This is a genomic window from Bordetella genomosp. 8, assembly GCF_002119685.1.
Taxonomy (GTDB): Bacteria; Pseudomonadota; Gammaproteobacteria; order Burkholderiales; family Burkholderiaceae_B; genus Bordetella_C.
Genome location: NZ_CP021108.1, coordinates 6,008,865 through 6,034,839 on the forward strand (window position 1 = coordinate 6,008,865; position 25,975 = coordinate 6,034,839).

The 25,975-nt window shown below is 67.3% G+C and carries 23 protein-coding genes; 12 read left to right on the forward strand and 11 right to left on the reverse strand.

Annotated features, from left to right (window positions below; translation table 11 throughout):
* Positions 1–6 precede the first annotated feature (6 nt).
* A complete protein-coding gene (locus tag CAL12_RS27180; protein WP_198298336.1) occupies positions 7–876 on the reverse strand; it encodes a LysR substrate-binding domain-containing protein in 870 nt (289 codons plus the stop codon).
* A gap of 156 nt (positions 877–1,032) precedes the next feature.
* Here CAL12_RS27180 and CAL12_RS27190 point away from each other — a divergent pair, with 156 nt between their 5' ends.
* The 6 genes from CAL12_RS27190 to CAL12_RS27215 all read left to right on the forward strand — a co-directional run bounded on the left by CAL12_RS27190 (position 1,033) and on the right by CAL12_RS27215 (position 7,828).
* Complete coding sequence (locus CAL12_RS27190) at positions 1,033–2,028, forward strand: Bug family tripartite tricarboxylate transporter substrate binding protein (RefSeq protein ID WP_157793142.1); 996 nt, start codon at positions 1,033–1,035, stop codon at positions 2,026–2,028.
* Entirely contained in the window at positions 2,025–3,416 is a 1,392-nt protein-coding gene (locus CAL12_RS27195) for an MmgE/PrpD family protein (RefSeq protein ID WP_157793143.1), read from the forward strand. The genes CAL12_RS27190 and CAL12_RS27195 overlap by 4 nt, the downstream gene beginning before the upstream one ends.
* A gap of 227 nt (positions 3,417–3,643) precedes the next feature.
* Entirely contained in the window at positions 3,644–4,618 is a 975-nt protein-coding gene (locus tag CAL12_RS27200) for a Bug family tripartite tricarboxylate transporter substrate binding protein (RefSeq protein ID WP_086067461.1), read from the forward strand.
* A gap of 55 nt (positions 4,619–4,673) precedes the next feature.
* Positions 4,674–5,582, forward strand: a complete 909-nt coding sequence (locus CAL12_RS27205; protein ID WP_086067462.1) for an NAD(P)-dependent oxidoreductase — start codon at positions 4,674–4,676, stop codon at positions 5,580–5,582.
* A gap of 142 nt (positions 5,583–5,724) precedes the next feature.
* Positions 5,725–6,240, forward strand: coding sequence for a MarR family winged helix-turn-helix transcriptional regulator (locus CAL12_RS27210; RefSeq protein ID WP_086067463.1), 516 nt, complete (start codon positions 5,725–5,727; stop codon positions 6,238–6,240).
* Positions 6,230–7,828 carry an MFS transporter gene (locus CAL12_RS27215; protein ID WP_232464645.1) on the forward strand — a complete coding sequence of 533 codons (1,599 nt, stop codon included), beginning with the start codon at positions 6,230–6,232 and terminating at the stop codon, positions 7,826–7,828. The genes CAL12_RS27210 and CAL12_RS27215 overlap by 11 nt, the downstream gene beginning before the upstream one ends.
* 54 nt (positions 7,829–7,882) lie before the next feature.
* On the opposite strand, the gene CAL12_RS27220 is transcribed toward CAL12_RS27215, so the two are convergent.
* The gene (locus CAL12_RS27220) at positions 7,883–8,944 is read right to left on the reverse strand and encodes an alpha/beta fold hydrolase (RefSeq protein ID WP_086068148.1); all 1,062 of its coding nucleotides are present in this window, start codon (positions 8,942–8,944) and stop codon (positions 7,883–7,885) included.
* A gap of 56 nt (positions 8,945–9,000) precedes the next feature.
* Positions 9,001–10,401: an amidase gene (locus CAL12_RS27225; protein ID WP_086067465.1), complete on the reverse strand. Its 1,401-nt coding sequence runs from the start codon at positions 10,399–10,401 to the stop codon at positions 9,001–9,003.
* A gap of 147 nt (positions 10,402–10,548) precedes the next feature.
* On the opposite strand from CAL12_RS27225, the gene CAL12_RS27230 reads away from it, so the two are divergent.
* On the forward strand, positions 10,549–11,112 hold the full coding sequence (locus tag CAL12_RS27230; RefSeq protein WP_086067466.1) for a TetR/AcrR family transcriptional regulator: 564 nt from the start codon (positions 10,549–10,551) through the stop codon (positions 11,110–11,112).
* 27 nt (positions 11,113–11,139) lie between these two features.
* On the opposite strand, the gene CAL12_RS27235 is transcribed toward CAL12_RS27230, so the two are convergent.
* The 3 genes from CAL12_RS27235 to CAL12_RS27245 form a co-directional block, all read right to left on the reverse strand.
* Positions 11,140–12,081: a LysR family transcriptional regulator gene (locus CAL12_RS27235; RefSeq protein WP_086067467.1), complete on the reverse strand. Its 942-nt coding sequence runs from the start codon at positions 12,079–12,081 to the stop codon at positions 11,140–11,142.
* Between the two features lie 43 nt (positions 12,082–12,124).
* Positions 12,125–12,520, reverse strand: a complete 396-nt coding sequence (locus tag CAL12_RS27240; protein WP_086067468.1) for a cupin domain-containing protein — start codon at positions 12,518–12,520, stop codon at positions 12,125–12,127.
* A gap of 108 nt (positions 12,521–12,628) precedes the next feature.
* Positions 12,629–13,024 carry a carboxymuconolactone decarboxylase family protein gene (locus CAL12_RS27245; protein WP_086067469.1) on the reverse strand — a complete coding sequence of 132 codons (396 nt, stop codon included), beginning with the start codon at positions 13,022–13,024 and terminating at the stop codon, positions 12,629–12,631.
* Positions 13,025–13,394: 370 nt separating this feature from the next.
* Between CAL12_RS27245 and CAL12_RS27250 the strand changes: the two genes are divergently transcribed.
* The 4 genes from CAL12_RS27250 (at position 13,395) to CAL12_RS27265 (ending at position 18,305) form a co-directional block, all read left to right on the forward strand.
* On the forward strand, positions 13,395–14,360 hold the full coding sequence (locus tag CAL12_RS27250; RefSeq protein ID WP_086068149.1) for a tripartite tricarboxylate transporter substrate binding protein: 966 nt from the start codon (positions 13,395–13,397) through the stop codon (positions 14,358–14,360).
* A gap of 13 nt (positions 14,361–14,373) precedes the next feature.
* Positions 14,374–15,852 (forward strand): aldehyde dehydrogenase, encoded by a 1,479-nt coding sequence (locus tag CAL12_RS27255; protein ID WP_086067470.1) that lies wholly within the window; start codon positions 14,374–14,376, stop codon positions 15,850–15,852.
* Between the two features lie 124 nt (positions 15,853–15,976).
* Positions 15,977–16,702, forward strand: coding sequence for a GntR family transcriptional regulator (locus tag CAL12_RS27260; RefSeq protein ID WP_086067471.1), 726 nt, complete (start codon positions 15,977–15,979; stop codon positions 16,700–16,702).
* Between the two features lie 220 nt (positions 16,703–16,922).
* Positions 16,923–18,305: an MmgE/PrpD family protein gene (locus CAL12_RS27265; protein ID WP_086067472.1), complete on the forward strand. Its 1,383-nt coding sequence runs from the start codon at positions 16,923–16,925 to the stop codon at positions 18,303–18,305.
* Positions 18,306–18,408: 103 nt separating this feature from the next.
* Here the strand turns inward: CAL12_RS27265 and CAL12_RS27270 are convergent, their stop codons facing one another.
* The 5 genes from CAL12_RS27270 to CAL12_RS27295 form a co-directional block, all read right to left on the reverse strand.
* Complete coding sequence (locus CAL12_RS27270; protein ID WP_086067473.1) at positions 18,409–19,641, reverse strand: ABC transporter substrate-binding protein; 1,233 nt, start codon at positions 19,639–19,641, stop codon at positions 18,409–18,411.
* Positions 19,642–19,710: 69 nt separating this feature from the next.
* Positions 19,711–20,418, reverse strand: coding sequence for an ABC transporter ATP-binding protein (locus CAL12_RS27275; RefSeq protein WP_086067474.1), 708 nt, complete (start codon positions 20,416–20,418; stop codon positions 19,711–19,713).
* A complete protein-coding gene (locus CAL12_RS28575; protein WP_232464646.1) occupies positions 20,411–22,444 on the reverse strand; it encodes a branched-chain amino acid ABC transporter ATP-binding protein/permease in 2,034 nt (677 codons plus the stop codon). The genes CAL12_RS27275 and CAL12_RS28575 overlap by 8 nt, the downstream gene beginning before the upstream one ends.
* Positions 22,441–23,403 carry a branched-chain amino acid ABC transporter permease gene (locus CAL12_RS27290; protein ID WP_198298337.1) on the reverse strand — a complete coding sequence of 321 codons (963 nt, stop codon included), beginning with the start codon at positions 23,401–23,403 and terminating at the stop codon, positions 22,441–22,443. Before CAL12_RS27290 ends, CAL12_RS28575 begins: the two co-directional genes overlap by 4 nt.
* 39 nt (positions 23,404–23,442) lie before the next feature.
* Positions 23,443–24,186 (reverse strand): SDR family NAD(P)-dependent oxidoreductase, encoded by a 744-nt coding sequence (locus tag CAL12_RS27295; protein ID WP_086067475.1) that lies wholly within the window; start codon positions 24,184–24,186, stop codon positions 23,443–23,445.
* A gap of 236 nt (positions 24,187–24,422) precedes the next feature.
* Here CAL12_RS27295 and CAL12_RS27300 point away from each other — a divergent pair, with 236 nt between their 5' ends.
* Complete coding sequence (locus CAL12_RS27300) at positions 24,423–25,946, forward strand: glucosyltransferase domain-containing protein (protein ID WP_086067476.1); 1,524 nt, start codon at positions 24,423–24,425, stop codon at positions 25,944–25,946.
* Positions 25,947–25,975 lie beyond the last annotated feature (29 nt).

Consider the following 25,975-nt stretch of genomic DNA (forward strand, 5'->3'; position numbering starts at 1 on the left):
CCAGCCTTACGCCACCGACCGCACCCACGCCGCGAATTCCGCGCAAGGCTTGATGTCCAGCGTGCCCGGCGCACTGACCAGGTAATAGGACTCCCCGCTGCGCATGGCCACGTCCAGCGGGCGCGCCAGCATGCCCAGCGCCAGCTCCTCGCGCATATAGGCCTGCTGCGTCAGCGCGATGCCCGCACCCTGCACGGCCGCCTGCAGGCATAGCGCCGCATTCGCCAGCGGCACCAGGCGGGCGTCCGCCGCCGGCAATCCCTGCTGCGCCAGCCACGCGTCCCAGCTGGTCGGCGCGATCATCGAATGCAGGAGCTTATGTTCCAGCACGTCGCGCGGATGATGGATGGCGGCGGCCATCGACGGCGCGCAGGCCAGCGTCAGCACGTCGTCGAACAGCGCTTCGGCGTGCATGCCCGGCCACTGCCCATGGCCGCGCCGCACCACGAAATCCGCGTCGCCCAGGCTGACATCGTCGGCGCGCGTGACCGTGGCGACCTCCAGGTCGATGTCGGCATGGGACGCATAGAAGGTGGCCAGCCGCGGCATCAACCACTTGATGGCGAAACTGGGAATGACCTTCAGCCGCACACGCCGCGTCCTGCCCAGCGACGTGGCCTCGTGCACGGCTTCTTCCACGCGATCGAACAGTTCCGCCACGCGGGTGGCCAGCTGCATGCCGCTGGGCGTCAGGACGGCTTCGCGTCCTTCCTTGCGGCACAGCCGCGTATCCAGCGCGGCCTCCAGCGCGCGGATCTGGTGGCTGACGGCGCCGGGCGTGACGTGCAGGCTCTGCGCCGCGCGCGCGACACCGCCCGTGCGATTGACCGCGTCCAGCACGCGCAGCGGTCCCAGGATATTGCGCAACTTATGCATGATGCGTGAATGGTTCTCAATGTTTGCGAAAGAAATTCGGATGACGCACGCCGGCCTGCCTCCTATAGTCCCGATCAAAGACCGGTCAAGCCGACAACAAGAATTCTCAACATACAGCGACCATCGGTGTATCGGGAACATCCAGGAGGAGACATCATGAAAGCCATCATCCTTCGCCGCGCTGCAACAGCGGCCGCGGCTGCCTTGGCGCTGTGCGTCTCGGCGGCGCACGCGCGCGACGACTACCCCGCGCGTCCCTTGAAAATGATCGTGCCCTTCGCCGCCGGCAGCGCGGCGGATACCTTGTCGCGCGCGGTCGCCACCCAGCTGGCGACGCAGCTGGGCCAGGCCGTCGTCGTGGAAAACAAGGCGGGCGCGGGCGGCACGATAGGCACGATGGATATCGCCCGCGCGGCTCCCGACGGCTACACCATCGGGCTGGCCGCGCAAGGCACGCTGATCACCAACCAGGCGCTGTACGACAAGCCCGGCTACGACTCGCTGAAGGACTTCACGCCCATCGCGGTGCTGGCGGACGTGGCCAATGTGCTGGTAGTCGCGCCCGAGTCCCCCTACACGTCGGTCGGCGCGCTGGCCCAGGCCATCAAGGCCCAGCCCGCCAACAAGTTCAGCTTTTCTTCCAGTGGCGTCGGTACCAGCCACCACATCGCCGGCGTGGTGCTGGGCCAGTACCTGGGCAAGCCGCTCATGCATGTGGCCTACACCGGCGCGCCGCAGGGCATGGTAGCGATCATGAGCCGGGAAGTCGACATGGGCCTGTACAACATACCGGCCGCGCTGGGCCTGATACGCGGCGGCAAGCTCAAGCCGCTGGCCGTGACCAGCCTGGAACGGTCGCCGCTGATGCCGGACGTGCCGTCGCTGAACGAGAGCGGCATGAAGGATTTCGAAGTCACGCTGTGGTTCGGCATCATCGCGCCGGCCGGCGTCCCGGCCGACCGCGTGGCGCGCCTGCACAAGGAGCTGAACGCGGTGATGAGCCAGCCCGCGATGCGCGCCAAGCTGACCGAACAAGGCTATGACGTCGCCAAGACGCCACTGGCGCCACCGGGGGATTTCACGGCGCTGATCCGCCGCGACCTGGACAAATGGCTGCCGGTGCTGAAGACGATGAAGGGAGGCGCGCAATGACGGTGCCGGATACCGAAGCCGCCCCGGGCGCGACGATCGCGCAGACGCTGGCCGCGTTCACGGTCCGCACGCAGCTCGCCGACATCGCGCCGCTGGCGCTGGAGCACGCCAAGATGAGCCTGGCCAGCACCATCGCCAGCGCGTCCATGGGCTATCGCATCCCCTCGGCGGAAATCATCCGCCGGCTGGAAACCGGCGACGCCGGCGCGCCGCAGGCCACGCTCTGGTTCGACGGCGCGCGGCTGCCCGTGGCGCGGGCCGCGCGCGTCAACGCCGTGGCCAGCGACGCCGCCGCGTCGGACGACAGCGACCTGCGCAGCATCGCCCATATCGGCACCATCATCAGCACGGCGGCATTGGCGCTGGCCGAATGGCTGAATCGCCCCGGCCGCGACGTGCTGGCCGCCATGGTGCTGGGCTACGAGGTCGCCGGACGCATGGACGAATCGATGACGCCGGGCCGCATGCAGCGCGGCTTCCACGGATCGGTGTCGACGGTGTTCGGCGCCGCCGTGTCCGCCGGACGACTGCTGGGCCTGGACGAGCAGGCGATGACGCATGCCATCGCGCTATCCGCGACGTCGATCGGCGGCATGGCGTTGGCGGCCGACACCAGTTGTTCTCGCGAGTACCATGCCGGCATGGCCGCCATGGCGGGCATCCAGGCCGCATTGGCGGCGGGCGCCGGTTTCCAGGGCGACCCGCGCATCCTCGAAGCGCCGCGCGGCTTCCTGCAGGCCATGGGCGGACAGGCGGCCGACGACATCGTGCGCGACCTGGGCGCATCCTGGGACATCGTGACGGACATGGCGATCAAGCTGATGCCCGGCGCCCATCCCTTCCACGCCGTCGCGGAAGCCGCGGCCACCGCGGCGCGCGAACATGACGTCGATCCATCCCGGGTACGGAGCATCGTCGTATCCGCCGCGGTGCAGCACACGACCTTCGGCGGCGCGGCGCACCCACGCAACCTGGTGGAAGCCGCCCACAGCGTCGCCTACTTCGTGGCCGCGTCCGTGGTCGATCGCGGATTCGGTTGGGACAACCTGAGCCCGGAAAAAATGGCCGATCCGCGCATCGCGGCGCTGCAGGACAAGGTGCGCTATGCCAGCGAGCCGCCGCCCCTGCCCGATCGTTTCCCGCATCGCCACGGCGGCAGCGTCGCCATCCATATGGACGACGGCAGCGTGCACCAGGCGACCTGCCGCGCCGCGCGCGGCGCCGGTTCGCGCGGCATCGAGTGGGCAGACGTGGAAGACAAGTATCGCCAGCTCGCGCCACGCGCCGGCCTGGATGCCGGCCGGGTGGCGCAGACCTGGTCGATGATCCGCGATCTGGATCATCTGGACGATGTGTCGCTGCTGGTCCGCGGGCTCATGCTGCGATAAACGCGCGACCTGCCCAAACGGCGCCGCGCGCGTCGCTGCTGGCCGCCCGGCATGGAAGCCGTGTCCGACTGCCATGTCGAAAACGTGCAGTCTGCTATGTCGATTGCGTGACGTGCCGGGCTGACTCGCGTGACTAGTATTGCGTGACACGCGTACGGGCCGACCCGCGGCCCCGAGCGCGCAAAAGCGTAGGCATCGCGCCTACCGATAACATCCAGGAGACAGACATGTTGCGATTCCTTATCGGCTGTGTCGCCGCCCTGATGCTGGCCGCGCCCGCGGCCGCCGCCGACGGCTTTCCTTCCCGGCCCATCGTCATGCTGGTCGCCGTGGCGCCCGGCGGCACGCTGGACACGCTGGCGCGCCAGATTGCCAGCGGACTGACCACCGAACTGGGCCAATCCGTCGTGGTGGAGAACACCACCGGTGCGGGCGGCCTGATCGGCTACCAACGCCTGATGAAGTCGGAGCCCGACGGCTACACCCTGATGTTCAGCAATATGTCGCTGGCCATCATTCCCCTGCTCTATCCCACCGCCCACGTCGACCCCGTCCGCGACCTGAGCCCCATCGGCATGGTGGCCACCGTGCCCATGGTGCTTTCGGTGAGCAACCGCAGCGGCCTGACCAGCCTGCCCGAGATGCTCAAGCGCATGCGGTCGGGCGGGCCCAAGCTCAACTTCGGCTCGGGCGGTCCGGGCACCACCGCGCACCTGGGTGAAGGCTTGTTCCTGCACATCTCCAAGACGCAGGGCGAGCTGATCCAGTATCGCGGCTCGGGGCCCGCCATCGCCGACCTGATGGCGGGCACCATCGACGCCGTCATCGACCAGACGGTGACGATGCTGCCCTTGCACAAGGACAAGCGCATCCGCGCCATCGCCGTATCGTCGCCGCAGCGGCTCCCACAGCTGCCCGATGTCCCCACCTTCGCGGAAGGCGGCCTGCCCGCCTTCGACCTGGCCATATGGAACGGCGTGGTCGCGCCGCGCAACACGCCCAAGCCGGTCGTCGACAGGATCGCCGCGGCGCTGTCCAAGGTGCTCGACAGCCCGCAGTACAAGAGCCGCATCGACCAACTCGCCGCCATCATTCCCGACGCGGCGCAGCGGGGTCCCGCGCCAATGTCCGCCATGCTCGCCAAGGACGTCAAGGAAGTGGCGTCGCTGGCGAAACAGATCGGGCTGACGCCGCAGCAGTGAGCGGCGGACGAAAGCCGGGCACTCATCGTGATCCATCTTCCCTGAAGGAGACAACATGCAATCGGAGACTTACGGATTCATCGGCCTTGGCAATATGGGCGGCCCCATGGCCGGACGCCTGCTCGATGCGGGCTACGGCCTGGCGGTGTACGACACCGTCGCCGCGGCCGTGCAAGGCCTGGCCGGCAAGGGAGCGGCCGCCTGCACCGGCGGTCGTGAGGTCGCCGACAAGGCCGAGACGATCTTCCTGAGCCTGCCCACGCCGGAGATCGTGCAACGGGTCGCCACGGATCCCGATGGCCTGATCGCCGGCAGCCGGGTCAAGCGCGTGGTGGATCTGTCGACCATAGGCCCGCGGGCGGCCAGGGAGATCAGCGCCGCGCTCGCCAAACGCGGCATCCTGTACGTGGACGCGCCCGTCAGCGGCGGCGTGGGCGGCGCGCGCAACGGCACGTTGGCGATCATGGCGGCCTGCCCGCGCGACGAATACGACGCGCTGGTGCCGGTGCTGAAGCACTTCGGCCCGACGTTCTACATGGGTGAGAAAGCCGGCATGGGCCAGAGCATGAAGCTGGCCAATAACCTGATGTCGGCGGCCGCCGTCGCCATCACGTCCGAAGCCATGGCCATGGGCGTGAAGGCCGGCCTGGATGCCAAGACCATGCTGGACGTGATCAATTCCGGCTCGGGCCGCAACACCGCCAGCCAGGACAAGTTTCCACGCGCGGTGCTGACGGGCACCTTCGACATCGGCTTCGCCGCCAAGCTGGCCTACAAGGACGTGCGCCTGTGCGTGGACGAAGCCGAGGCCATCGGGGTACCCATGGTGGTCGGATCGGCGGTGCGTGAAATGCTGGTCCTGGCGCAAGCCATGTGCGGCGAGAATGCCGATTACACACACGTCGCCAAGGCGGTGGAAACCATCGCCGGCGTTTCGATACGACACGCCGCGCCGGCGAAATAGGCAGGTCCGTGGCACCCGGGCGCGCTCGCGCCCGGTCCCGTTTCACTCCCCCCAGATCAAAAACAACGGCCCCGCCAAGCAGGTGCTTGCCTTATACGTGCATATGCAACTAATATGGTTGCATATGCACGTATAAGGCATCATGGACCCATTACCCCGCAAACGCCCACCGTCGCCCTGTAATTGCGGCGCGTTGCGCAAGGCCGCGCGCCGCATATCCCGGCTGTACGACGAAGCCTTGGCGCCCGTCGGCATCGGCGCCGGCCAACACGCGATCCTCGCCGAACTCGCCCGCTGGGCCGATGACGCCCCCACCCTATGGGAGCTGGCCGATGCCCTGGTGCTGGATCGCACCACCATCGGACGCAACCTGCGACCACTCGAACGGGACGGCTACGTCGACATCCGCCCCTGCGCGATCGATCGCAGGAAAAAACGGGTCGGGCTGACGCCGGCGGGACGCCGGAAACTGGCTGAGTCCGCCATCCACTGGCAGCAGGCGCAAGACGCGTTCGAGCGGAGTTTCGGACCGGCGCAAGCCCGTTCGCTGCGTTCGCGGCTCCTGGCCATCGCCAACACCCAAGACATCGACATCAACGACAGCGGGACCATGCAGCCCATGGTCCAGACCCCATACCTGAAGGAACATGATGAGTGAAGCAGCGATACGAGACGACGACGCGCCTGCGCGACAGAGCACGCAAAGGAAATTCCTGATCCTGGTCACGCTCAGCCTGATCTCTTCCCTGATCATGCTGGACTCAAACATCGTCGCGGTCGCGCTGCCTTCGATCGCCAGGTCGCTCGGCGCGAATTTCACCGAGATCGAATGGGTCGTCAGTGCCTACATACTGCCTTTCGCCGCGCTCCTGCTGGCGGCCGGCGCCTATGCCGACCGGCACGGCCGCAAGCTCGCCATGCTGATCGGGATCACCCTATTCACGGTGGCTTCCGGCATCTGCGGAATGGCCAGCTCCGCGCTCATGCTGAACCTGGCGCGCGCGCTGCAGGGGGTCGGGGCAAGCCTGCTCCTGACCGCCTCGATGGCCGTCATCAATCACACCTTCTCCGGGGCCGAACGCGCGCGGGCCTACGCCTTCTGGGGCGCTTGCCAGGGAATCGCCATTACCTGCGGTCCGATCATCGGCGGCGCCATCACCACCTTCCTGGGCTGGAGATGGGCTTTCCTGATGAACCTGCCCATCTGTTTGGTGCTGTTCGCCGCCGCCTGCCTGGCAGTCCACGAATCCTCCGACCACGAAGCCAAGCGCCTGGACTACGCGGGTATCGTGACCTTCAGCGGTGGCCTGTTCTGCCTGATCTGGGCGCTGATCGATGGCAATGGCGTTGGTTGGTCCAGCCATGAGATCCTGGCGCTGCTGGGAGGCGCGGCGGTCCTGCTCGTGGCCTTCTATTTCGTCGAAGCGCGGCAACAGCGCCCGATGATCGATTTCTCGCTGTTCCGCCGCCCGACCTTTCTCGGGTCCGCCTTCGCCATGCTGGGCTATGCAGGCGGCGCGCAGGTGCTCATCTTCTTCCTACCCCTGCTTCTGCAAAACGCCTACGGTTACGCGCCGGCCGCGGCCGGCCTGGCCATGCTGCCGTTCGCGCTGCCGATGTTCCTGACACCGCGTTTCGGCGCGCGGCTGGCGTCTCGCTATTCAGGACGCACCCTGCTTACGCTGGCGCTCGCGATCACGGCGGCCGGCAATGCGCTGATGCATCTGCTGGCAGGATCGCGGGCGTCGTATCCGGTCTTCGCGATCGGCATGTTCATCGCCGGCATCGGCGCCGGCATGCTCAATAGCGAAAGCGTGAAAGTCATGCAGGGGGCGGTTCCGGCGCAACGCGCCGGCATGGCGTCCGGCATCACGGCGACCACCCGCTTCGTCGGCCTGCTGGTCGGGGTGGCGGCGCTGGGCGCGGTCCTGGCGGCGGGCGTGAGCCGCCGTTTCATGGCCTCGGCCGACCTCCACGGGCTGGATACCGGTCTGGTGGCCGCCGCGGCCAGGCGCGTGGCGTCCGGCGATATCAACGGCGTCATCGGCGCGCTGGGCATGCAGGCGCAGGACGCGATCCATGCGGCGGCGGCAGCCGCGTTCGCCGGTGGGTTTGCCGACACCAGCCTGATCGCCGCGGGGGTCGCCGCCATCAGCTGCATGCTGGCCTTCGTCCTGGTCCGGGCCGCCGAAACCGCACCCGCCAAAGGAAAGCAAGCCGCCGCCCTGGCGCCGGCCATGGAATAGTCCCCGGCCGAGCAGGGTATTCGCCACCACTCCCCGCCGCGCCGCCTGCGCGGGTTACAGCTGAAGAACCTGGAGCACCGCGTCGGCGAAGGCCTTGGGTGCCTCCTGCGGCAGGTTGTGACCGATGCCGCCCTGTACATCGCGGTGCTGGTACTTGCCCGTGAACTTCTTGGCATAGGCCGATGGCGCCTGATGCGGCGCGCCGTTGGCGTCTCCCTCCAGCGTGATGGTGGGTACGGATATCGTCGGCAGCCGGGCCAGCCGCGTTTCTAGATCGTCATACCTGGCTTCGCCCGCCGCCAATGCCAGCCGCCAGCGATAGTTGTGGATCACGACCGCCACGTGATCCGGGTTATCGAATGCTGTCGCGGTCCTGCGATACGTCGCATCGTCGAAGCCGTACCGCGGCGATGCGTTACGCCAGACCAACTTGTTGAACTCGTCCCGGTTGCGCGCGTAACCCTCGGCGCCCCGTTCGGTGGCGAAGTAGTACTGGAACCAGGCCGCGAGTTCGGCGGCGGGCGGCGCCGGGTTCCGATTGGCCTCCTGGCTGCCGATCAGGTAGCCGCTGGCGCACACCAGCGCGCGGCATCGCTCGGGCCAGAGGGCGGCGACGATATTGGCGGCGCGACCGCCCCAATCGAAGCCGGCAAGCACGGCCTTGTCGATCTTCAAGCTGTCCATCAGCACGATGAGGTCTGCCGCGAACACCGATTGCTGGCCATTGCGCGGCGTGTCCGCCGAGAGGAAGCGGGTCGTACCGTACCCCCGCAGGTAGGGCACGATGACGCGATAGCCCGCGGCCGCGAGCAGGGGTGCGACGTCGGCGTAGCTATGGATATCGTGCGGCCACCCGTGCAACAGGATGACCACGGGCCCAGTGGCGGGCCCTGCCTCGGCATAACCCACATTCAGTGGTCCGGCGTTCACGTTGCGCAGCGGTGCGAACGGCTCGGGCGATGGAGAAGCCGCGCGATTTGTCGTCGCAAGTTCCGGCGTCGACGCCGGCGCGGGCGCGGCGCGGGCCGTGTCCATCGGGTCCAGCCAGGATAGGCCACCGACCGCCGTGGCAGCGGCCAACAGCTGCCGGCGTTGCGTGCTAAATGATTTGGGCATAACGGGTACTTCCTCGGATGACTGGCGCCGCGCCTGGATCGGCACGGCGCCCGGGTTCACAGTTCGGGGCTCAATGTGCCCATGCCGCCGCGCCTTTCCAACATGCTGCCCAGCTGGAGGATGAGATCCTCGTTCAGCCAGCGCGACACCAGTTGGACGTTGATCGGCAGCTTTTCCGAGCTCATCGCATAGGGCACCGAAAGCGCCGGCAATCCGGTCAGGTTGAAGGCCGACGTCGCGCTCATGACGTGCAGCCAGGACACCGACTTGCCATTCACGGTCAGTTCCTGCGCGCCGTGCGGCGTGGCGGTCATGGGCGTGACGGGACACAACAGCACGTCGTACTGGTTGAACCAGCCGGCGAAGGCGCTGCGCAAGGCCTCGGCTTTCCTCAATGCGGCATTGAAGTCGACGAACGTGGGGTCGGACGATTCATAGATGCCCTTGCCCACCGCGTGCAGCTGGTCCTCCCGCCCTTTTGCCAGCTTCCTGATTTCGGGCACCAGCTCGCCGTAGACCAGCAGCATCAGGGGCGACAGCGGATCGTCCAGGAAGGGCAGCGCGACCTCTTCCACCTGGCAGCCCAGCTCCTTCAACTGCGCCGCGGCCCGTGACACCGCCGCGGTGATTTCCGGCTCGACGGGACCGAAGGCCGCGTCGGACACCCAACCGACGCGTATCGTCTGACCCGCGCGGCGCGGGTTGTCCGCTTGCGCGTTTCGCGCATGGACCGCATAGCCGTCCACGCCATCCGGGCCGCGCAGTATCGAATAGGCGAAGGCCACGTCGCGTACGGTGCGCGCCATGGGGCCGACATGCCACCATTGGGAAGTGACCCTGGGATAGTGCCCCGTATACGGGATGCGTCCATGCGTTGCCTTCAGCGCGGCGATGCCGGTGAAGGCGGCGGGCCCACGCACCGAGATGGCGACGTCGCTGCCGATGCCCAGGGGCGACATGCCCGCGGCAATCGCGGCGGACTCGCCTCCGGACGAACCGCCGGGCGTGCGCTCCAGGTTCCAGGGATTATTGGTGCGTCCGGTCAGGCGGTTGTCGGACTCGGTCCACGTGGAGAACTCGGGTAGATTGGTCTTGGCCAGGATGATGCCGCCCGCCGCCTTCATGCGGGCCACGGTGCTCGCATCGTTCGCTGGCACATTGCCGGCGAACAGCAGCGATCCATGCTGCGTCGGTATCCCCGCCGTATCCAGGGAGTCTTTCACGGTGAAGGGGACGCCATGCAAGGGCCCCAGCGTGTCGCCCCGGGCCACGGCCTCGTCCGCATCGGCCGCCTGGGCGAGCGCATGCTCGTTGAGCGTCACGATCGCATTGATCTTGGGATTCACCGCGGCGATGCGCTCCAGATGCGCCTGCATCACTTGCACCGCCGATAGTTCGCCACTGCGAATCAGGCCGGCAAGCGCGGTCGCGTCGCATCGTGTGATTTCAGTTTTCATGGTTCAAATCAGGTAGGGAAATTCGTTGAAAAACAAACCTACCAAGCGCTTGGTAGGGAAATACTAAGCGCGGCATGCGAGGAGCGTCAAGCCCTATCTAACACTTGGTAGGCTAATCGATTACAATGGCGCCGGGAGGTATTCAGAATGAGCAGCAATTCACGCGAGGCTATCCTGGCGGCCGCCAGGAAGGCGGCCCAGGCGCATGGCTACAACGGACTCAACTTCCGGGACCTGGCCACTGAGGTCGGCATCAAGGCGGCCAGCATCTATCACCACTTCCCCAGCAAGACCGACCTGGGCGTGGCGCTGGCGCGGCGCTACTGGGAAGACGCCGCGGCGGACCTGGACGCCATGCTCGAAAGCAACGCCGACCCGCTGGCCTGCCTGCGCTGGTATCCGGTAACCTTCCGCCGCGCGCTGGAACAGGACAATCGCATGTGCCTGTGCAGCTTCATGGCGTCCGAGGTCGACGACCTGCCGCCGCAGATCCGGACCGAAGTCCTGCGCTTCACCGACGTGAACGTTGCATGGCTAAGCAAGGTGCTGATCGCGGCGGGTGTCGTGCAGCCCGCGCAAGCCCAACAGCGCGCATATGCAATTTTCGCGGCCATCTCCGGCGCCCAGCTCGCCGCGCGCGGAAGAGGCGATATTTCGCTGTATGACGCCATCGTGGAGGGGTGCCGATCCAGCGGCCTGCTGCCGGGCTGAGGCGCGACCGCCGCGCCGGCGGCGACTTCAGGAAAACACCGCGGGATCCGGCGCCCAGCTCCCGCGGGCAATCATGTCCTGGATCTGCCGCCGCAATATCGTGCGGAGTATCCGCACCGCCTTGGTCGATGGCCGTTGCGTGGACGCGGCGATCAGCAGGGATCGCGTGATGCCAGGCTGCGCGATGCGCCAGATGCGCATGCGGCCCTGCGCGATCTGATGCGCCACGCAGGAGTACGACAGCACCGCATAACCCAGCCCGTTTTCCACCAGCTGCAGCATGGCATGCATGGCGTCGACTTCCATCTCGACGTTCGGCTCCAGTCCCAGCGCCGCCAGCGCTTCGTCGACCAGCACGCGCACGCCGTGCGGCCGGCCGGGCAGGATCATGGGCAGGCAGCTCAGCCGCGTCGCCTGCACCGGCCCCGTGCCCACGCCTGCCGGGTCGTCGCGCGGTCCCAGCAGGAACAACTCGTCGGTCAACAGGGATTCCGCCCGCAGCGAAGGAATATTCAGCCGTGGCGCATCGTAGAGGATGGCGATGTCGGTCAGGCCATTGCCCAGCCACTCCAGCACGTGGCCGCTATAGCCTTCCATGAACTTCAGCGATATGCCGGGAACGGCACGGCGAAACGCCTGGATCAGCGGGACGGACAACACCGCCGAGATCGACGCCGGCATGCCGATCACCACCGGGCCCTGCGGCACCGCGCCGGACGCCTTCACGGCGGTGACGGCGGTGCGCGTGCTTTCGACGATGCCGCGCGCATATTGCGCGAGCAGCACGCCGGCCTCTGTCAGCAGCACGCCCCGGCCCGTGCGATGGAACAGCGCCACGCCCAGCTCTTCTTCCAGCGCCTTGACGCGCCGGCTCAGTATGGGCTGGCTGATGGACAGGCGCATGGCCGCCCGCGAATAGGCGCCCGCGTCGGCGATGCCGATGAACGTTTCCAGCTGTCGTAGTTCCATCGCGCGGTCCGCCCTGATGGAAAATGCCGGCAGCCGCGCCGTGTCAGGCGGCGGCGCGCTGCGTGGGATATTGCCCGTCGGTGACGGCGTCCTGCCAATCGGCCTTGCCCAGCGACGTCGCCATATGGATCATGTAGGTATCGGTTGCCGCGCCGTGCCAGTGTCGTTCGTTGGGCCCGATCCACACCACGTCGCCCTGGCGGATCATCTGCGGCTCCTGCCCGTCCAGGCAGATCCAGCCGCATCCGGCCGTGACGTGCAGCACCTGCCCGTACTCGTGCGTATGCCAATGCGTGCGCGCGCCCGGCGAGAAGAACACGTTGTTGATGCCGACGTTGTCCATGGTGGGCATGACCGGATCCGCCCACACCACGCCCGTGAACGTGGGGCCGCGCTGTTCGGATGGGATGCCGTTCGCCCTGCCGTGAAATACCTTCATTGCTGTCTCCTGTGGGATAGCCGGATGATCGAGCAGCTCGATGGCGAACATGAGCTGCCGAAGCTGCGATACGCGCCGAAGCGGCGGTAAACGCCGAAGCCGCGCCGCTCAGCCGCGGGCCGCTTCGGCTTCGTAGGCGGCGATGGCCTCGCTGGCCACGCGGAAGGCCGCCAGCGCCAGCGGCACGCCGCAATAGATCGCCGCCTGCAGCAGCACGGCCCGTATTTCCTCGCGCGTGCAGCCATTGCGCAGCGCGCCCTTCACGTGCGAGGCAAGCTCGTGATGCTGGCTCATCGCCGTGAGCATTGCCAGGTTGACCAGGCTGCGGGTCTTGAACGGCAAGGTGTCGTCACCCCAGATCTCGCCCCAACAGTATTCCGTCACCAGCTTCTGCATCGGACGATTGAAATCGTCGGCCGCGTTCCAGGATTTCTCCACATGGGCGGCGCCCAGCACAGCCTTGCGATTCTGGAAGCCTTTCTGGAAGAGCTCGTCGTTTGCCATCGTGATTCCTTTTGTCGGCGCGGCCCGCGCCCGCGGCTGCCGCATGCCGCGCGGGGTGCCGGAGGACCCTACGCGGTAATTGCGATAATACAATCGTGCAATCATATAGTAAATGGAGAAGCGGCCGGGGGCCGCCGCCGGCTAGGGTTATCACTAGCCAGTCGATCCTCACGACGATGATACAGTCATACAATCATAAGAACTTAAAGACAGAACGTAGAGACAACGCGGCGGCCGGCGCCGGCAGTCCCGGCACGACGCGGCCACCGTCACGCAACCCGCAGGAGGAGGAGGCCCCAGGGCCCCGCCACCGCCCATGGCAGCGCAGCGCCGTGGGCGCAAGGCATGCGCCCGCCGGCCCGCGATCGCCATGAAGAAATCCGGAGCCATGCTTGCCGCCGCGCTGTTGTCCGGCCTGTTGTCCGCCACGCCGGCCCAGGCCGAATACCCCGACCGTCCCTTGCGCATGATCGTGCCCTTCGGCGCTGGCGGCGGTGTCGATGCGCTGGCGCGGCCGCTGGCCAAGGAATTGAGCCAGATACTGGGCCAGAGCGTCATCGTCGAGAACAAGCCCAGCACCAATGGCCAGATCGGCATGGCCGAAGTCGCGCGGGCAGCGCCCGACGGCTACACGATCGTGATGAGCTCGGCCGCCTACGCCATCACCCCGGCGTTCTACCAGGACCTGCCCTACGACATCCGCAAGGACTACGCGCCGGTGACCATATTGGCGTCCAATCCGCTGGTGCTGGTGGCGTCCACGCATTTCAAGGCATCCACCGTGCAGGACATGATCGCCATGGCGCGCGCCAGGTCGGGATCGGTGAACTTCGCCGCGCCAGGCAACAGCGGCATCCACTTCCTGGCCGGCGAGTTGATGGGCAGCGTGGCCGGCGTCAAATGGACCAGCGTCCCGTACAAGGGAGCCGGGCCCGCCTTTCCCGACCTGATCAGCGGCCAGGTCGACGTCATGTTCGACAATCCCGCGTCGTCGCTGCCCTTCGTGCAGTCGGGCCGCCTGAAACTGATCGCGACCACCGGCCAGCAACGGCTCGCGGCCGCCGGCAACGCGCCCACCGTGGCCGAAACGCTGCCGGGCTTCGACGCCGCCAACTGGTTCGTGCTGGCCGCGCCGGCCGGCACCCCGCCCGACCGCATCCAGAAGCTGTACGACGCCAGCAAGCGCGCAATGCGTCAGCCCGCCCTGGTCGAGTTCATGGACCGCAACGGTATCGGCGCCATCCTCAGCACACCCGCGGAAGCCGCCGGCTATATCCAGGCCGAGGCCGACAAATGGGGCGGTGTCGTGCGCGACAACCGGCTGGCCGTCCAATAACCAAGGAGCCGACATGCAGGATCTGCAAATGCTTTGCGACGGCCGCTGGGTGAACGCCCAGAACGGCGAATGGCTGGAGACCTTCAATCCGTATACCGGTGCAGCCTGGGCGCGGGTGCCGCGCGCGGGCGTGGAGGACGTCGACCGTGCCGTGCAGGCGGCAAGGCGCGCCTACGTCGGCCCGGCCTGGCGCAACCTGACGCCCACCGCGCGCGGCGCCCTGCTGCGCCGCCTGGGCGACCTGGTGGCGCGCGACGCCGATGAACTGGCCGAGCTGGAAACCCGCGACAACGGCAAACTGATCTCCGAAATGCGCGCGCAGATGCGCTATATGCCGCAGTGGTACTACTACTTCGGCGGCCTGGCCGACAAGGTGGAAGGCCGCGTCATTCCCATCGACAAGCCCGACTGCTTCAACTTCACCTGGGACGAGCCGCTGGGCGTGGTCGCCGCCATCACGCCATGGAATTCGCCGCTGCTGCTGGCCACATGGAAGCTGGCGCCCGCGCTGGCGGCCGGCAACACCGTGGTCTGGAAGCCTTCGGAACACTCGACCGCATCGGCGCTGGCCTTCGGCCGCCTGTTCGAGGAAGCCGGCTTCCCGCCGGGCGTGGTCAATATCGTCAGCGGCCTGGGCAGCGACATCGGCGAAGCGCTGGTGACGCATCCCGACGTCGCCAAGGTGGCCTTCACCGGCGGCGACCAGACCGGCCAGCACGTCTACGAAATGGCCGCGCGCGGCATCAAGCCCGTCACGCTGGAGCTGGGCGGCAAATCCGCCAACATCATCTGCGCCGACGCCGACCTGGACAACGCCGTCAAGGGCGCGGTGTCCGGCATCTTCGCGGCCACGGGGCAGACCTGCATCGCCGGATCGCGCGCGCTCGTGCACCGGGACATCCACGACAGCTTCGTCGACAAGCTCGTCGCCTTCGCGCGCACGGCGCGCATGGGCGATCCCGCGCTGCCGGAAACCCAGATCGGCCCCGTCACCACGCAGGCGCAGCTGAAGAAAATCCTGGACTACATCGACATCGCCCGCGCCGGCGGCGCGCGCTGCGTGCTGGGCGGCACGCCGGGCAGCCGCCCCGAATGCGGCCGCGGCTGGTTCGTCGAGCCCACCATCTTCTGCGACGTGCGTCCCGACATGCGCATCGCGCAGGAAGAGGTGTTCGGGCCGGTGTTGTGCGTCATTCCGTTCGACAACGACGACGAGGCCGTGCGCATCGCCAACGACACCCGCTACGGATTGGCGGCCGGACTATGGACGCGCGACATGGGGCGAGCCCTGAACCTGTCGCGCCGGCTGGAAGCCGGCACGGTATGGGTCAACACCTACCGGGCGACCAGCTTTCTTTCGCCGTTCGGCGGCTATAAACGTTCGGGCATAGGCCGCGAAAGCGGGCTGTCGGCGATCCGCGAATACCTGCAGGAAAAAAGCGTATGGATAAGCACGGGCGGGGACGTGCCCAATCCCTTCGTCATGCGTTAGGCATCCGCGCAACATGGGGCGTTGCGACGCGGCGATCCGCCACTCTGGAACGCGGGAGCGGTGCGCCCCGGGTTAAAATGCGCCCCATTGCCGCCACGCGGCCACCCATTTGCCAAACTACCGCATGAAAGCTGCCGTTGCCGCGCCCGAAGGCGATTTCAAAGTGCCGCGTGCCGCATCCGTACTGCGGCACAGCGTTACCGAAAGCATACGCAACGCCATCCTGGTGGGGCGCTTCGCGCCTGGCGAACGACTGCCGGAGCGCGAGCTCTGCGAGATGACCGGGGTAAGCCGCACCCTGGTGCGGGAGGCGCTGCGGCAGCTGGAATCCGAAGGCCTGATCCACGTGATCCCGCATCGCGGGCCGGTGGTGGACAGGCTTACGCCGGAACAGGCCGAAGGTATCTATCAAGTGCGCGAAGAACTGGAAGGCCTGGCGTGCCAGCTGTTCGCCGAACATGCCAGCGACGCACAACGCAAGGCGCTGCAAGAGGCCTTCCAGGCGCTGAAGCGCGCGATGACGCACGGCACCGCGCTGGAAAAGCTGACGGCCAAGAACTTCTTCTACCAGCAGCTGCTGGATGGCGCGGGCAACGAGGCGTTGACCACCACACTGCGGCTGCTGAACTCCCGCGTCATGCTGCTGCGTTCGACCTCGATGCAGGCGCCCGGGCGGTCGAAGAAAAGCCTGGCCGAACTGGCGGATGTGATCGACGCCGTGGCGGCACGCGATGGCAAGGCTGCCCGCCGCGCCGGCAGCCTGCACGTGCGCAATGCGGCCAAGGTTGCCATCGAGATCCTGCGGCAAGGCGATGAAGCCGCCGAAGAGGAATCCGCCGCCGCGACCTGAAGCCGCGGCAGGCCCCCAGGGAACGGACCAGCCCAGCCGGCGCATCGATTCGGCCTGCGTCACCACGCAATCCCTTTCCTGATCGTTCCCAAACGCAGACAGCGAACGACCCGCCGCGCCCCTGGCCCGGAGCGCCGGACGGTTGCGCTCGGCCCTTGCGCAAGCTCCGCGGACGATATATCTTTTATCGAAATGCCATTTCGATAAACGGAACAATAAGATGAATACATCGATCGCCACCGAGGAGATGGACCTGCAGGCGCCTTCGGCGAACCCGACCGGTACGGCGCCCTGCGCCGTGCAACTGGGACAGTTCGTCGCCGGCGTCCGCGCCGACCGCCTGCCCGCTCAGGTCGTGGACCACGCCAAGAGCCGCCTCGTGGACTGCCTGGCCACCGCGATCTCGTCGCGCGCTCTGCCCGTGCCAGCCGTGGCCGGCGCTTTCGTCGCCGACAGCCGCGGGGGCGCGAGCATCGTCGGAAGGCGGCAGTGCGCCGCCGCCGTCGACGCCAGCTTCGTCAACGCCACGCTGATCAATGGCAGCACGCATGACGATTTCCTGGCCAAGTCCCACGCCGGCGCCGTGGTCGTCCCGGCCGCGCTGGCATTGATCGAGGAACATGGCGGGACCGGCGCCGACCTGCTGGCCGCCATCGTCGCGGGCTACGAAGTCACGGCGCGCGCCTACCTGGGCGGGCCGGGGATGCTTCCGCGCTTCCGGGCGACGGGCGTGCCCGGCGCGGTCGGCGCCGCCGCGGCGGCCGCGCGCGCACTGCGGCTGGACGCCAGGGGCGCTATGCATGCGCTCGGCCTGGGCGCCATGTTCGCCTCCGGCTTCGGCGAAGGCTTCCACTCCGGCACGATGGACGTCAAGCTGAACGTCGGCTGGGCCAGCCGCAGCGGCACATCGGCGGCGCTGCTGGCCCGTGCGGGCGCCACCGCCTCGCCGACGATCTTCGAGGGCACGTCCGGGTTCTTCCATGCCTTCTCCAATGGCGTCGACAGCGCGCCGCGCACCGTGGAAGGCCTGGGCGAGAAATTCCTGATCGAGGACACGCTCTACAAGGAGCGCCCGGTCTGCATCTTCGTGCAGACCCCGGTCGAACTGGCGCATCGCCTGGTCCGCCAGCATGGCTTCGATCCGGCGGCGATCGAACACGTGCGCATCCATGCGCCGATCGCCACGTACACCAATCCCGGCTACCAGAATGCCGCGCCTTTCGCGACCGCGCTGAAAGCGCGCATCAGCGCCAGCTTCACGGTGGCGGCGGCCCTGCTGGGTCGTCCGATCGACACCTACGAATACTACGACCACACCGACGATGCGGAGGTGCTGGCGTTGGCAAAACGCGTGCAGCTCGTCGAGCCCACCTCCGACATCCATGACGTCCATGTGCAGGTGATGGTCGCGGGGCGCAGCTTCGAAGCCCGCGGCGTCGAGATGGAGTACCAGCTGCCCAGCCACGACAAAGTGGTCAGGAAGTTCCGCCGCCTGACCGCCGACCTCGAATCCGACCTGGGCGAGCGCATTCTGGCCGCCGCCCTGGAAATGGACCGAGCCCCCGACGTCGCGGAATTGACTCGGCTGCTGCGCCTGGTTTGATCGCAACCATGCCTACTCGCGGCTGGTCACCCACACCGGTCCCGTGTACGGCAGCGTGATCGGCCTGAACGGGGCGAAGGCGATATGCGGTCCGATGGTGCGGTCACTTCTTGCCCGGCCATATGGGTTGGGCGATCGCCAGGTTCTCCGGATACACCGTCACCGGCACGCCGTTCTGCCACTGGATGATGGTGAGCGAAGCGCCCACGCGATGTCCCGCATCGTCGAACTTCAACTCGCCGCCTGGGAAGTAAGGCGTGGGACCTTCGTTCAGGCTGCGCATCGCCTGCGCCACCGATTCGCGATCCGCCTTGCCGGCTTTCTCCAGCGCGGCCTTGATGATCCACATATCGCCGTAGGTGGAGATTGCGTTCTGCGTCATCCAAGGCTCCTTGTACTCCGTCTTCATGCGCTGGATCAGCTTCTCCTGCCCCTTCGCGCCCCAGTTCGCCACCGCCGACATCACGCCGTTCAGCAGCTGCGGACTGACGGTGTTCAGCACGTCGGGCTCCGCGATCGCGATGCCGAAGGAGATCACCGGTATCCGCACATTGGTTTCGTTCATCTTCTCCAGGATCAGCTTGGCGTCCGAAATCACCGTCGGCAGGAAGAACACCAGATCGGGCCGGCGCGACCGCACCCGCTGTATCAGCGATGACGCGTCGGACAGCGGCGGCGTGAACGTCTCGTCCACCACGAGCTCCAGATTGTTCTTCTGGAGCAGGCCGTCCTTCATCGCCTTCACCGAAGACAGCGACGCCGCCGTGTTGTCGGTCAGGATAGCCACCGTCTTCGGCCGCTTGCCGGACGCCTTTTCCGCCAGCTCCAGGATGATGGGCAGCGCGATATCGGCCTGACGCCCCGCCGTCGCCGACGTCTGGAAGATGTACTTGAACCCGCGCCCCGTGATCTGGTCGGAGTACGACAGGGTCAGCATGGGCAGCTTGGCGCGTTCCGTCACCTCCGTCACCGCCAGCGTGAACGAGCTCAGGTAGGCACCCGTGCCGGCCACCAGGTCGGGATAGTCCGCCACCATGCGCTGCGCCGCGCTCTTCGATTTTTCCGTCGAATCGCCCGAGTCGACCACCACCAGTTTCAGCGGCGCGCCGCCCAGCGACTTGATGCCGCCTTGCGCATTGATGTCGGCGACCGCCATCTCCGCGCCCATGCGCATGACCTGGCCCGGCCGCGCGTAGATGCCGGACATCGGCGCGATCAGGCCCACGCTGACCGGCGTGGGGTCGGCGGCGCGCGCGGGGGCCGGCATGCCGGCCGCAAGCAAGAGTCCGCACAGGGCCGTGGCGCCGAGCAGGCGCGGCATCGTCAAGGTCTTCATGGTCTCCTCCTGGTAGCCCGTTGTACGGGTCTCAAGTGTCTTTACATACAGGTCTTCACATACGGGTCTTCACATACCCAGGTATGCGCGGCGGATACGATCATCCGCCCGCAGGGTTTCGTGCGTGCCCGCCAGCGCCACGCGGCCGGTTTCCAGCACGTAGGCGTGGTCGGCGAACTGCAGGGCCTCGGCCACCCGCTGTTCCACCAGCAGTATGGTCAGGCCCGCTTCGCGGCGTATATCGATCAAACGTTCGAAAATGAAATCCGCGATCGCGGGCGACAGGCCCATCGATGGCTCGTCCAGCATCAGCAGGCGCGGCGACGACGCCAGGCCGCGGCCGATCGCCAGCATCTGCTGCTCGCCCCCGGACAGCGTGCCCGCCAGCTGCCCGGCGCGCTGCGGCAATACCGGGAACCACTCGTAGATGCGCGCCAGGTTGCGCTGCCAGTCGCGCCGTCCCGCCGCCGTATAGGCGCCCATTTCCAGGTTTTCCCGCACCGTCATCGACGCGAAGACCTGCCGGCCTTCGGGCACGTGCGCGATGCCCAGGTGGGGACGTTGCGCGGGCGGCACCGCCAGCAGGTCCTTGCCGTCGAAGCGGATGGCGCCCGACATCGCCGACACCGTGCCGGAAATGCTTTTGAACAGCGTGCTCTTGCCCGCGCCGTTCGGGCCGACGATGGACACGAACTGCCCCGCGTCGACCTGGATGGAGACATCGTGCAGCACGGGCAGCGTGGCGTAGCCGGCCACGAGGCTCTGGATCTCAAGCATCCTTGGCGCTCCACTTCTTGCCCAGGTAGGCTTCGACCACGCGCGTATCCTGGGTGATGGAGGCGGGGTCGCCCATGACCAGGACTTCACCATGGTCCAGCACCAGGAACTGGTCGACCAGCCGCACCATGGCCTGCATGGTGTGTTCGATGATCACGATGGTCACGCCCTCCCGCGACAGCGAACGGATCACCGCGAGCACATCGTCGACTTCGCCCGCGCCCAGCCCGGCCAGCGTCTCGTCGAGCAGCAACAGGTCCGGCTGTCCCGCCAGGGCGCGGGCCAGCTCCATTAGGCGCAACTGCCGTGTCGTCAGCGTGGAGGCGACCTGGTCGGCGCAGTCGGCCAGGCCGACACGCCGCACCGCCTGCCGGGCCAGCTCGCGCGCATGCGCTTCGCTGTCCGCCTTGACGTAGGCGCCTACCTGCACGTTCTGCAGTACCGTCAAACGCATGAAGGGGCGCATGACCTGGAACGTGCGGCCCATGCCCGCCGCGCACAACACGTGCGGCTTGCGCCCCGCCATGTCGACGCCGTTGACCAGCACCATGCCGGTATCGGGACGCAGGAAGCCGTTCAGCAAGTTGAACAAGGTGGTCTTGCCGGCGCCGTTCGGCCCGATGATGCCCAGAATCATGCCTCGGCGCACGCTGAAACTGACGTCGCGAACGGCCTGCAGGCCGCCGAAGCGGCGCGATACCTTGCGGACTTCCAGGATGGGGACGGCCGCGTCGCCTCGCGGCGCGGTGTCGTTGCCTGACGCGATGCTGCCACTGCCAGACGCGCCGTCGTCGCGGACAGGCGACGCAGCGGGCACTGCGCCAGGCGATGCGCCAGCGCCCATGCCGGCGGCCTCGGACGCGGGCAAGCCTTCGAACGCCATCGGCACGAAGGCGGCCGCCCCATCGGCCATGCCGCGCAAGGTGGAAGACATGGCCTGGCTCGCCATGCCTGCCGCCGCGAGCTGGCCTTGGCGCGCGGCCAGCGTGGGATAGCCCGGACCGCGCGCCGCGTCGGCTCCATCCTGGCGCGACACCGCGACGGCCGGCAAGGCCGCCGCCGCCACGCGACCGGCGTCCGCGCCACGGCGGCGCAGGTAATCGCGCACCTTCCAGAACACGCCCTCCGGCGCCGCCAGGATCACCGCGATGATGGCGATGCCCAGTATCACGCCCTGTATGCCCGGGTAGCGCGCGCCCAGCTCGGCGTGCAGCACCTCGCCCAAGGGCACCAGGATCGCCGCGCCGATGATGGGCCCCCACACGCTGCCCACTCCGCCGAACATTGCCACCGTGAGCGCCTGCGCCGACACCAGCATGCCGAACACCGACACCGGCGTCACCACCAGCAGCACCACGGCATAGAAGGCGCCCGTCGCGCCGGCGATGGCGCCGCTCAGGGCGATCGCCTTGAGCTTCCAGCGCAGTGTATCGATGCCCGCGGCCTCGGCCGCGGCCTCGTTCTGCTTGATGGCGATCAGCGCCATGCCGAAGCGCGTGCGCTCGACATGGCGCGTCAGCAGCACGAAGAGCACCAGCATGGCCATCGCCACCACGGTGTACATACCGGGATTCGAGAACTGCATATAGGCCGCGGCGTTCTCGCGCTTCATCGGGAAGGTCACTTCCTGGTAACCCAGCCATTCGAAGACATAGAGCAGCGCCAGGGGATAGGCCAGCATGGCCAGCGCGAAGTAATGCCCGCGCAGGCGGAAGGTCGGCAGGCCGACCAGCAGCCCGGCGGCCGCGCCGATGGCCGCCGACACCGGGATCATCAGCCACGGCGTCAGGCCCAGATAAATCTGCCCCAGCACGGCCGCGTAGGCGCCCAGGCCGAAGAAGGCCGCATGGCCGAAGGACACCAGCCCCGTGTATCCGCTGAGCATGTTCCACGACAGGCCGAAACACGCCCACACGAGCACCAGGGTGAAGATCAACTGGTGATAGCCGTTGTCGATCCACAGCGCGATCGCCGGGTAGGCCACGGCCAGCAGGCACAGGAACCACAGATGGCGGCGCCCGCTCATGTCCGCTCCGCCACGCGGCCGAACAGGCCCTGCGGACGCAGGGTCACGATCAGCAGGAAGAACACGAAAATGGCGGCATTCTGCAGTTGCGTCGGCAACACCAGCGCCGACAGCTGCTGCACCAGCCCGATCACCATGCCGCCCCAGAACGCGCCGGAAATGCTGCCCATGCCGCCCAGCACCACGCCGGCGTACATGATGATGACGAACTCCAGGCCGACGAAGGGATGAAACGGAAAATTGGTGGCCAGCAGGCCGCCCGATAGCGCCGTGACGCAGGTCCCCAGCGCGAAGGCGACGCGATAGGCGCGATTGACGTCTATCCCCATGTACGAAGCTGCCACCGGATTGTCCGCCGCGGCGCGCAGGGACTTGCCCAGCCGCGTCCGGTTGACCAGCGCGATCAGCAGCAGGATGGTGCCCACGGAAATCAGCGCCGCGATCCCGCGTCCCTTGTTGACGAAGATACTGACGAAGTCGCCCCACAGCGGGCCGATCTCCCAGGCGCTGCTGGATACCGACGTGCGTATCGACACCAGTTGCGGGCCGAAGAGCATCATGCCGCCGTTCTGCAGGATCAGCGCGATTCCCAGGGTCAGGATCAGCTGCGCGTAATGGCCTTCGCCTTCCAGCGCGGCGGTGCGCCCGCCGGTGACCCGCGAAATCAGCAGCCGATGCGCAAGGTAGCCCACCGCGAACATGACCGGGATCGTCAACAGGATGGACAGGTAGGCGCCCAGCGCCGATCCGGCCAGCACGTGCGCGCCCAGCGCGATGAAGAAGAAGTAGGCCACGTACATGCCCAGCATCATGAAATCGCCCTGGGCGAAATTGATGACGCGCATGATGCCGAAGATCATGGCCAGGCCCACGCACATCAAGCCGTACAACGCGCCCACCAGCACGCCGGCCGCCAACGCCTGGAGAAAGGCCTCCAGCTGTATCTGCAATTCCGTCATCGCGTCTCCCTGGCGCAACGCAGGTTTCACCGACCTGTATCAGTAGCCGCTGATCGTCAGCGCGCCATCCACCTTCAGGGTTACGCCGGCCACCGTGGCGCTTTCCTCCGAAGCCAGGAATACCGCGGCCGCGGCGATCTCCTGGCCGGTGGGCAGCCGCTTGAGCGGCGTCTTCTCCCGCCGGGTTTCCCAACCCTGCGCATCGATGACCGAACTGGCGCCCGGCGTGACGACCGGACCGGGGGCCAGCGCATTGACCCGAATGCCATGAACGCCCAGCTCCACCGCCTGCTGGCGCGTGAGCGTGTCCAGCGCGCCCTTGATGGAGCTGTACACGGCGGCATGCTTGATGGCGATGGAGACCGCCACCGAAGACAGGTTGATCACGGCGCCGCCGCCCCGGGCGATGAGATGCGGTGTCGCGGCCTGCAGGCTCCAGAAGGCGCCCTTCAGGCCGACGTCCAGCATCCTGTCGACGATGTCTTCCGGCATATCGACCAGCAGTCCGTAATGGAAATAGGCGGCGTTGTTCACCAGCACGTCCAGCCCGCCCTGGCGCGCCGCGTATCCCCCTATGGCGTCCAGCACCGCGGCGCGATCCGCCACGTTGCACACCAGCGCCTCGGCGTTCGGCGTTTCCGCCACGGCCTGCGCCAGTAGATCGGCGTTGTAGTCCAGCATGCCGACACGGGCGCCCTCGTGCGCGTAGGCCTGCGATATCGCTCTGCCTATGCCCCCCGCCGCTCCCGTGACGACCGCGACCTTGCCCTGCAGTCTTCCCATGTCCGCTCCATTGCCTTCGGTGCTGCCGGCGTGTAGTTATCGTATTAGAGGATGATTGTATTATTGCATTCTCGTTTTCACAATGGTTGAGCGAGGCCGGGTTCGCCCGCCGATCGAAGGGACGAGAAAGCCGCCTGAAAGGAGGGTGGGCGCGTCGGATATCTACACCTGGCCAACGCCCGCTCTGCTCTAATTGCTGCCGTTTCGTGACACGTCGCATACACCGGGCAGGCAGCATGCATCCCACCGCACCATCCCCATCCCGCCAGAAGGCCTTCATCGCGGCCTCCCTGCTGTACGGCCTCGCCATGTATCCCATCCTGCACGCCGATCGCTTCTACATCGACGACCTTGGACGCGCGCGCTCCGGCTACCTGGGCTGGACCACCGACGGCCGCCCGCTGTCCAACCTGGTGGTGGAGACCCTGAACCTGGGCGCCCCCATCTCCGATCTGTCCCCCCTGCCCCAATTGCTGGCCGTGCTGCTGCTGGCCTGGTTGGCCGTCACCCTGGCGCGGAAGTTCGCCATACCCGGCACCTGGCGCGCACCGCTGATACTGGCGCCCCTGGTCATCAATCCCTTTTTCCTGGAGAACCTGTCGTACAAGTTCGACGTCCTGCCGATGACGCTGGCCACCGTGCTGGCGGGGATCGCGGTCACGGCCATCGCGCCGGCCCCGCGCCGCGTGGTGTTGGGCGCGCTGGCCTTGCTGGCGACGCTATGCCTGTATCAGCCGGCCCTGAACGTCTTCCTGGTGTTCACGATCGCGGAATTCGTCATGGGACAGCGCGACCTGCTGCCCCCGCGCCGCCTGGCCGGCGCCCTGGCGGCACGCGCCGCGCAACTCCTATTGGCACTGGTCGCCTACAAGGGCGTGATCGCGGTCACCGTGAACGGCCACTACGCGACCGCACACGGCGCCATCGCGCCGATGGGCGCGCTGCCGGCCACCGTCTGGCACAACTTGCTGTCCTTCTGGCGTTACGTGACGGGCCTGCTGCCTGGGCTCTGGTCCAAGCCGCTGCTGGTCTGTATCGCGGCCGGCGCGCTGGCCAGCGTGTACTGGGCGTTGCGCTATCTGGTCATGGGCTGGCGCGCCGCGCCGGCGGCCACCAGGCTCGGCATGGCCGCATGCGCCGTACTGCTGCCCCCGGCGCTGGCGATCGCCGCCTGGGGACCCATGCTGGCGCTGGAGCTGCCGGTGTACGCGCCGCGCGTGGCCATCGGTTTCGGCGCGCTGGGCGCGGCCAGCCTGCTGTTCGCCTGGGCCGCCATGCAGCGCGTGCGTGTCAAGCCGTCCTGGCAGGTCGCGGCGCTGGCGGTGCCCGTCTACGGACTGTTCACCTTCTGCTTCGTCTACGGCAATTCGCTCAAGCTGCAAAAGGATTATGAAAACCGCGTGGCGGCGCAGATCGCCACGGACCTGAGCCGCATCGCCGCCGGACACGCCATTGCCGCCTACACGTTGGAGGGCAGCCTGGGCCACGCCGTGGTGGTGCGGCACACCCTGCGCAAATACCCGTTGATCGGCGCCCTGGTGCCCGTGCACCTGACCGAAGGATGGGGCTGGGCCTATGAGGAACTGCAGCACTTCGGCGTGGACCTGCCCTACCGCCTGACCGCGCCGCAAATGCCGCGCGTAGTCCCGGGTACGACTGCGGCGCCGGGCGCGGGCGGACCCGCGGTCGCCGTGGCGCGCGACTATCGCATCTACCTGGAAGGGGACATGGCCGTCGTCGCCTTTCTGCCTTCCTCCTGAATCACGCGCGTCGCGATTCGAGGCATCAA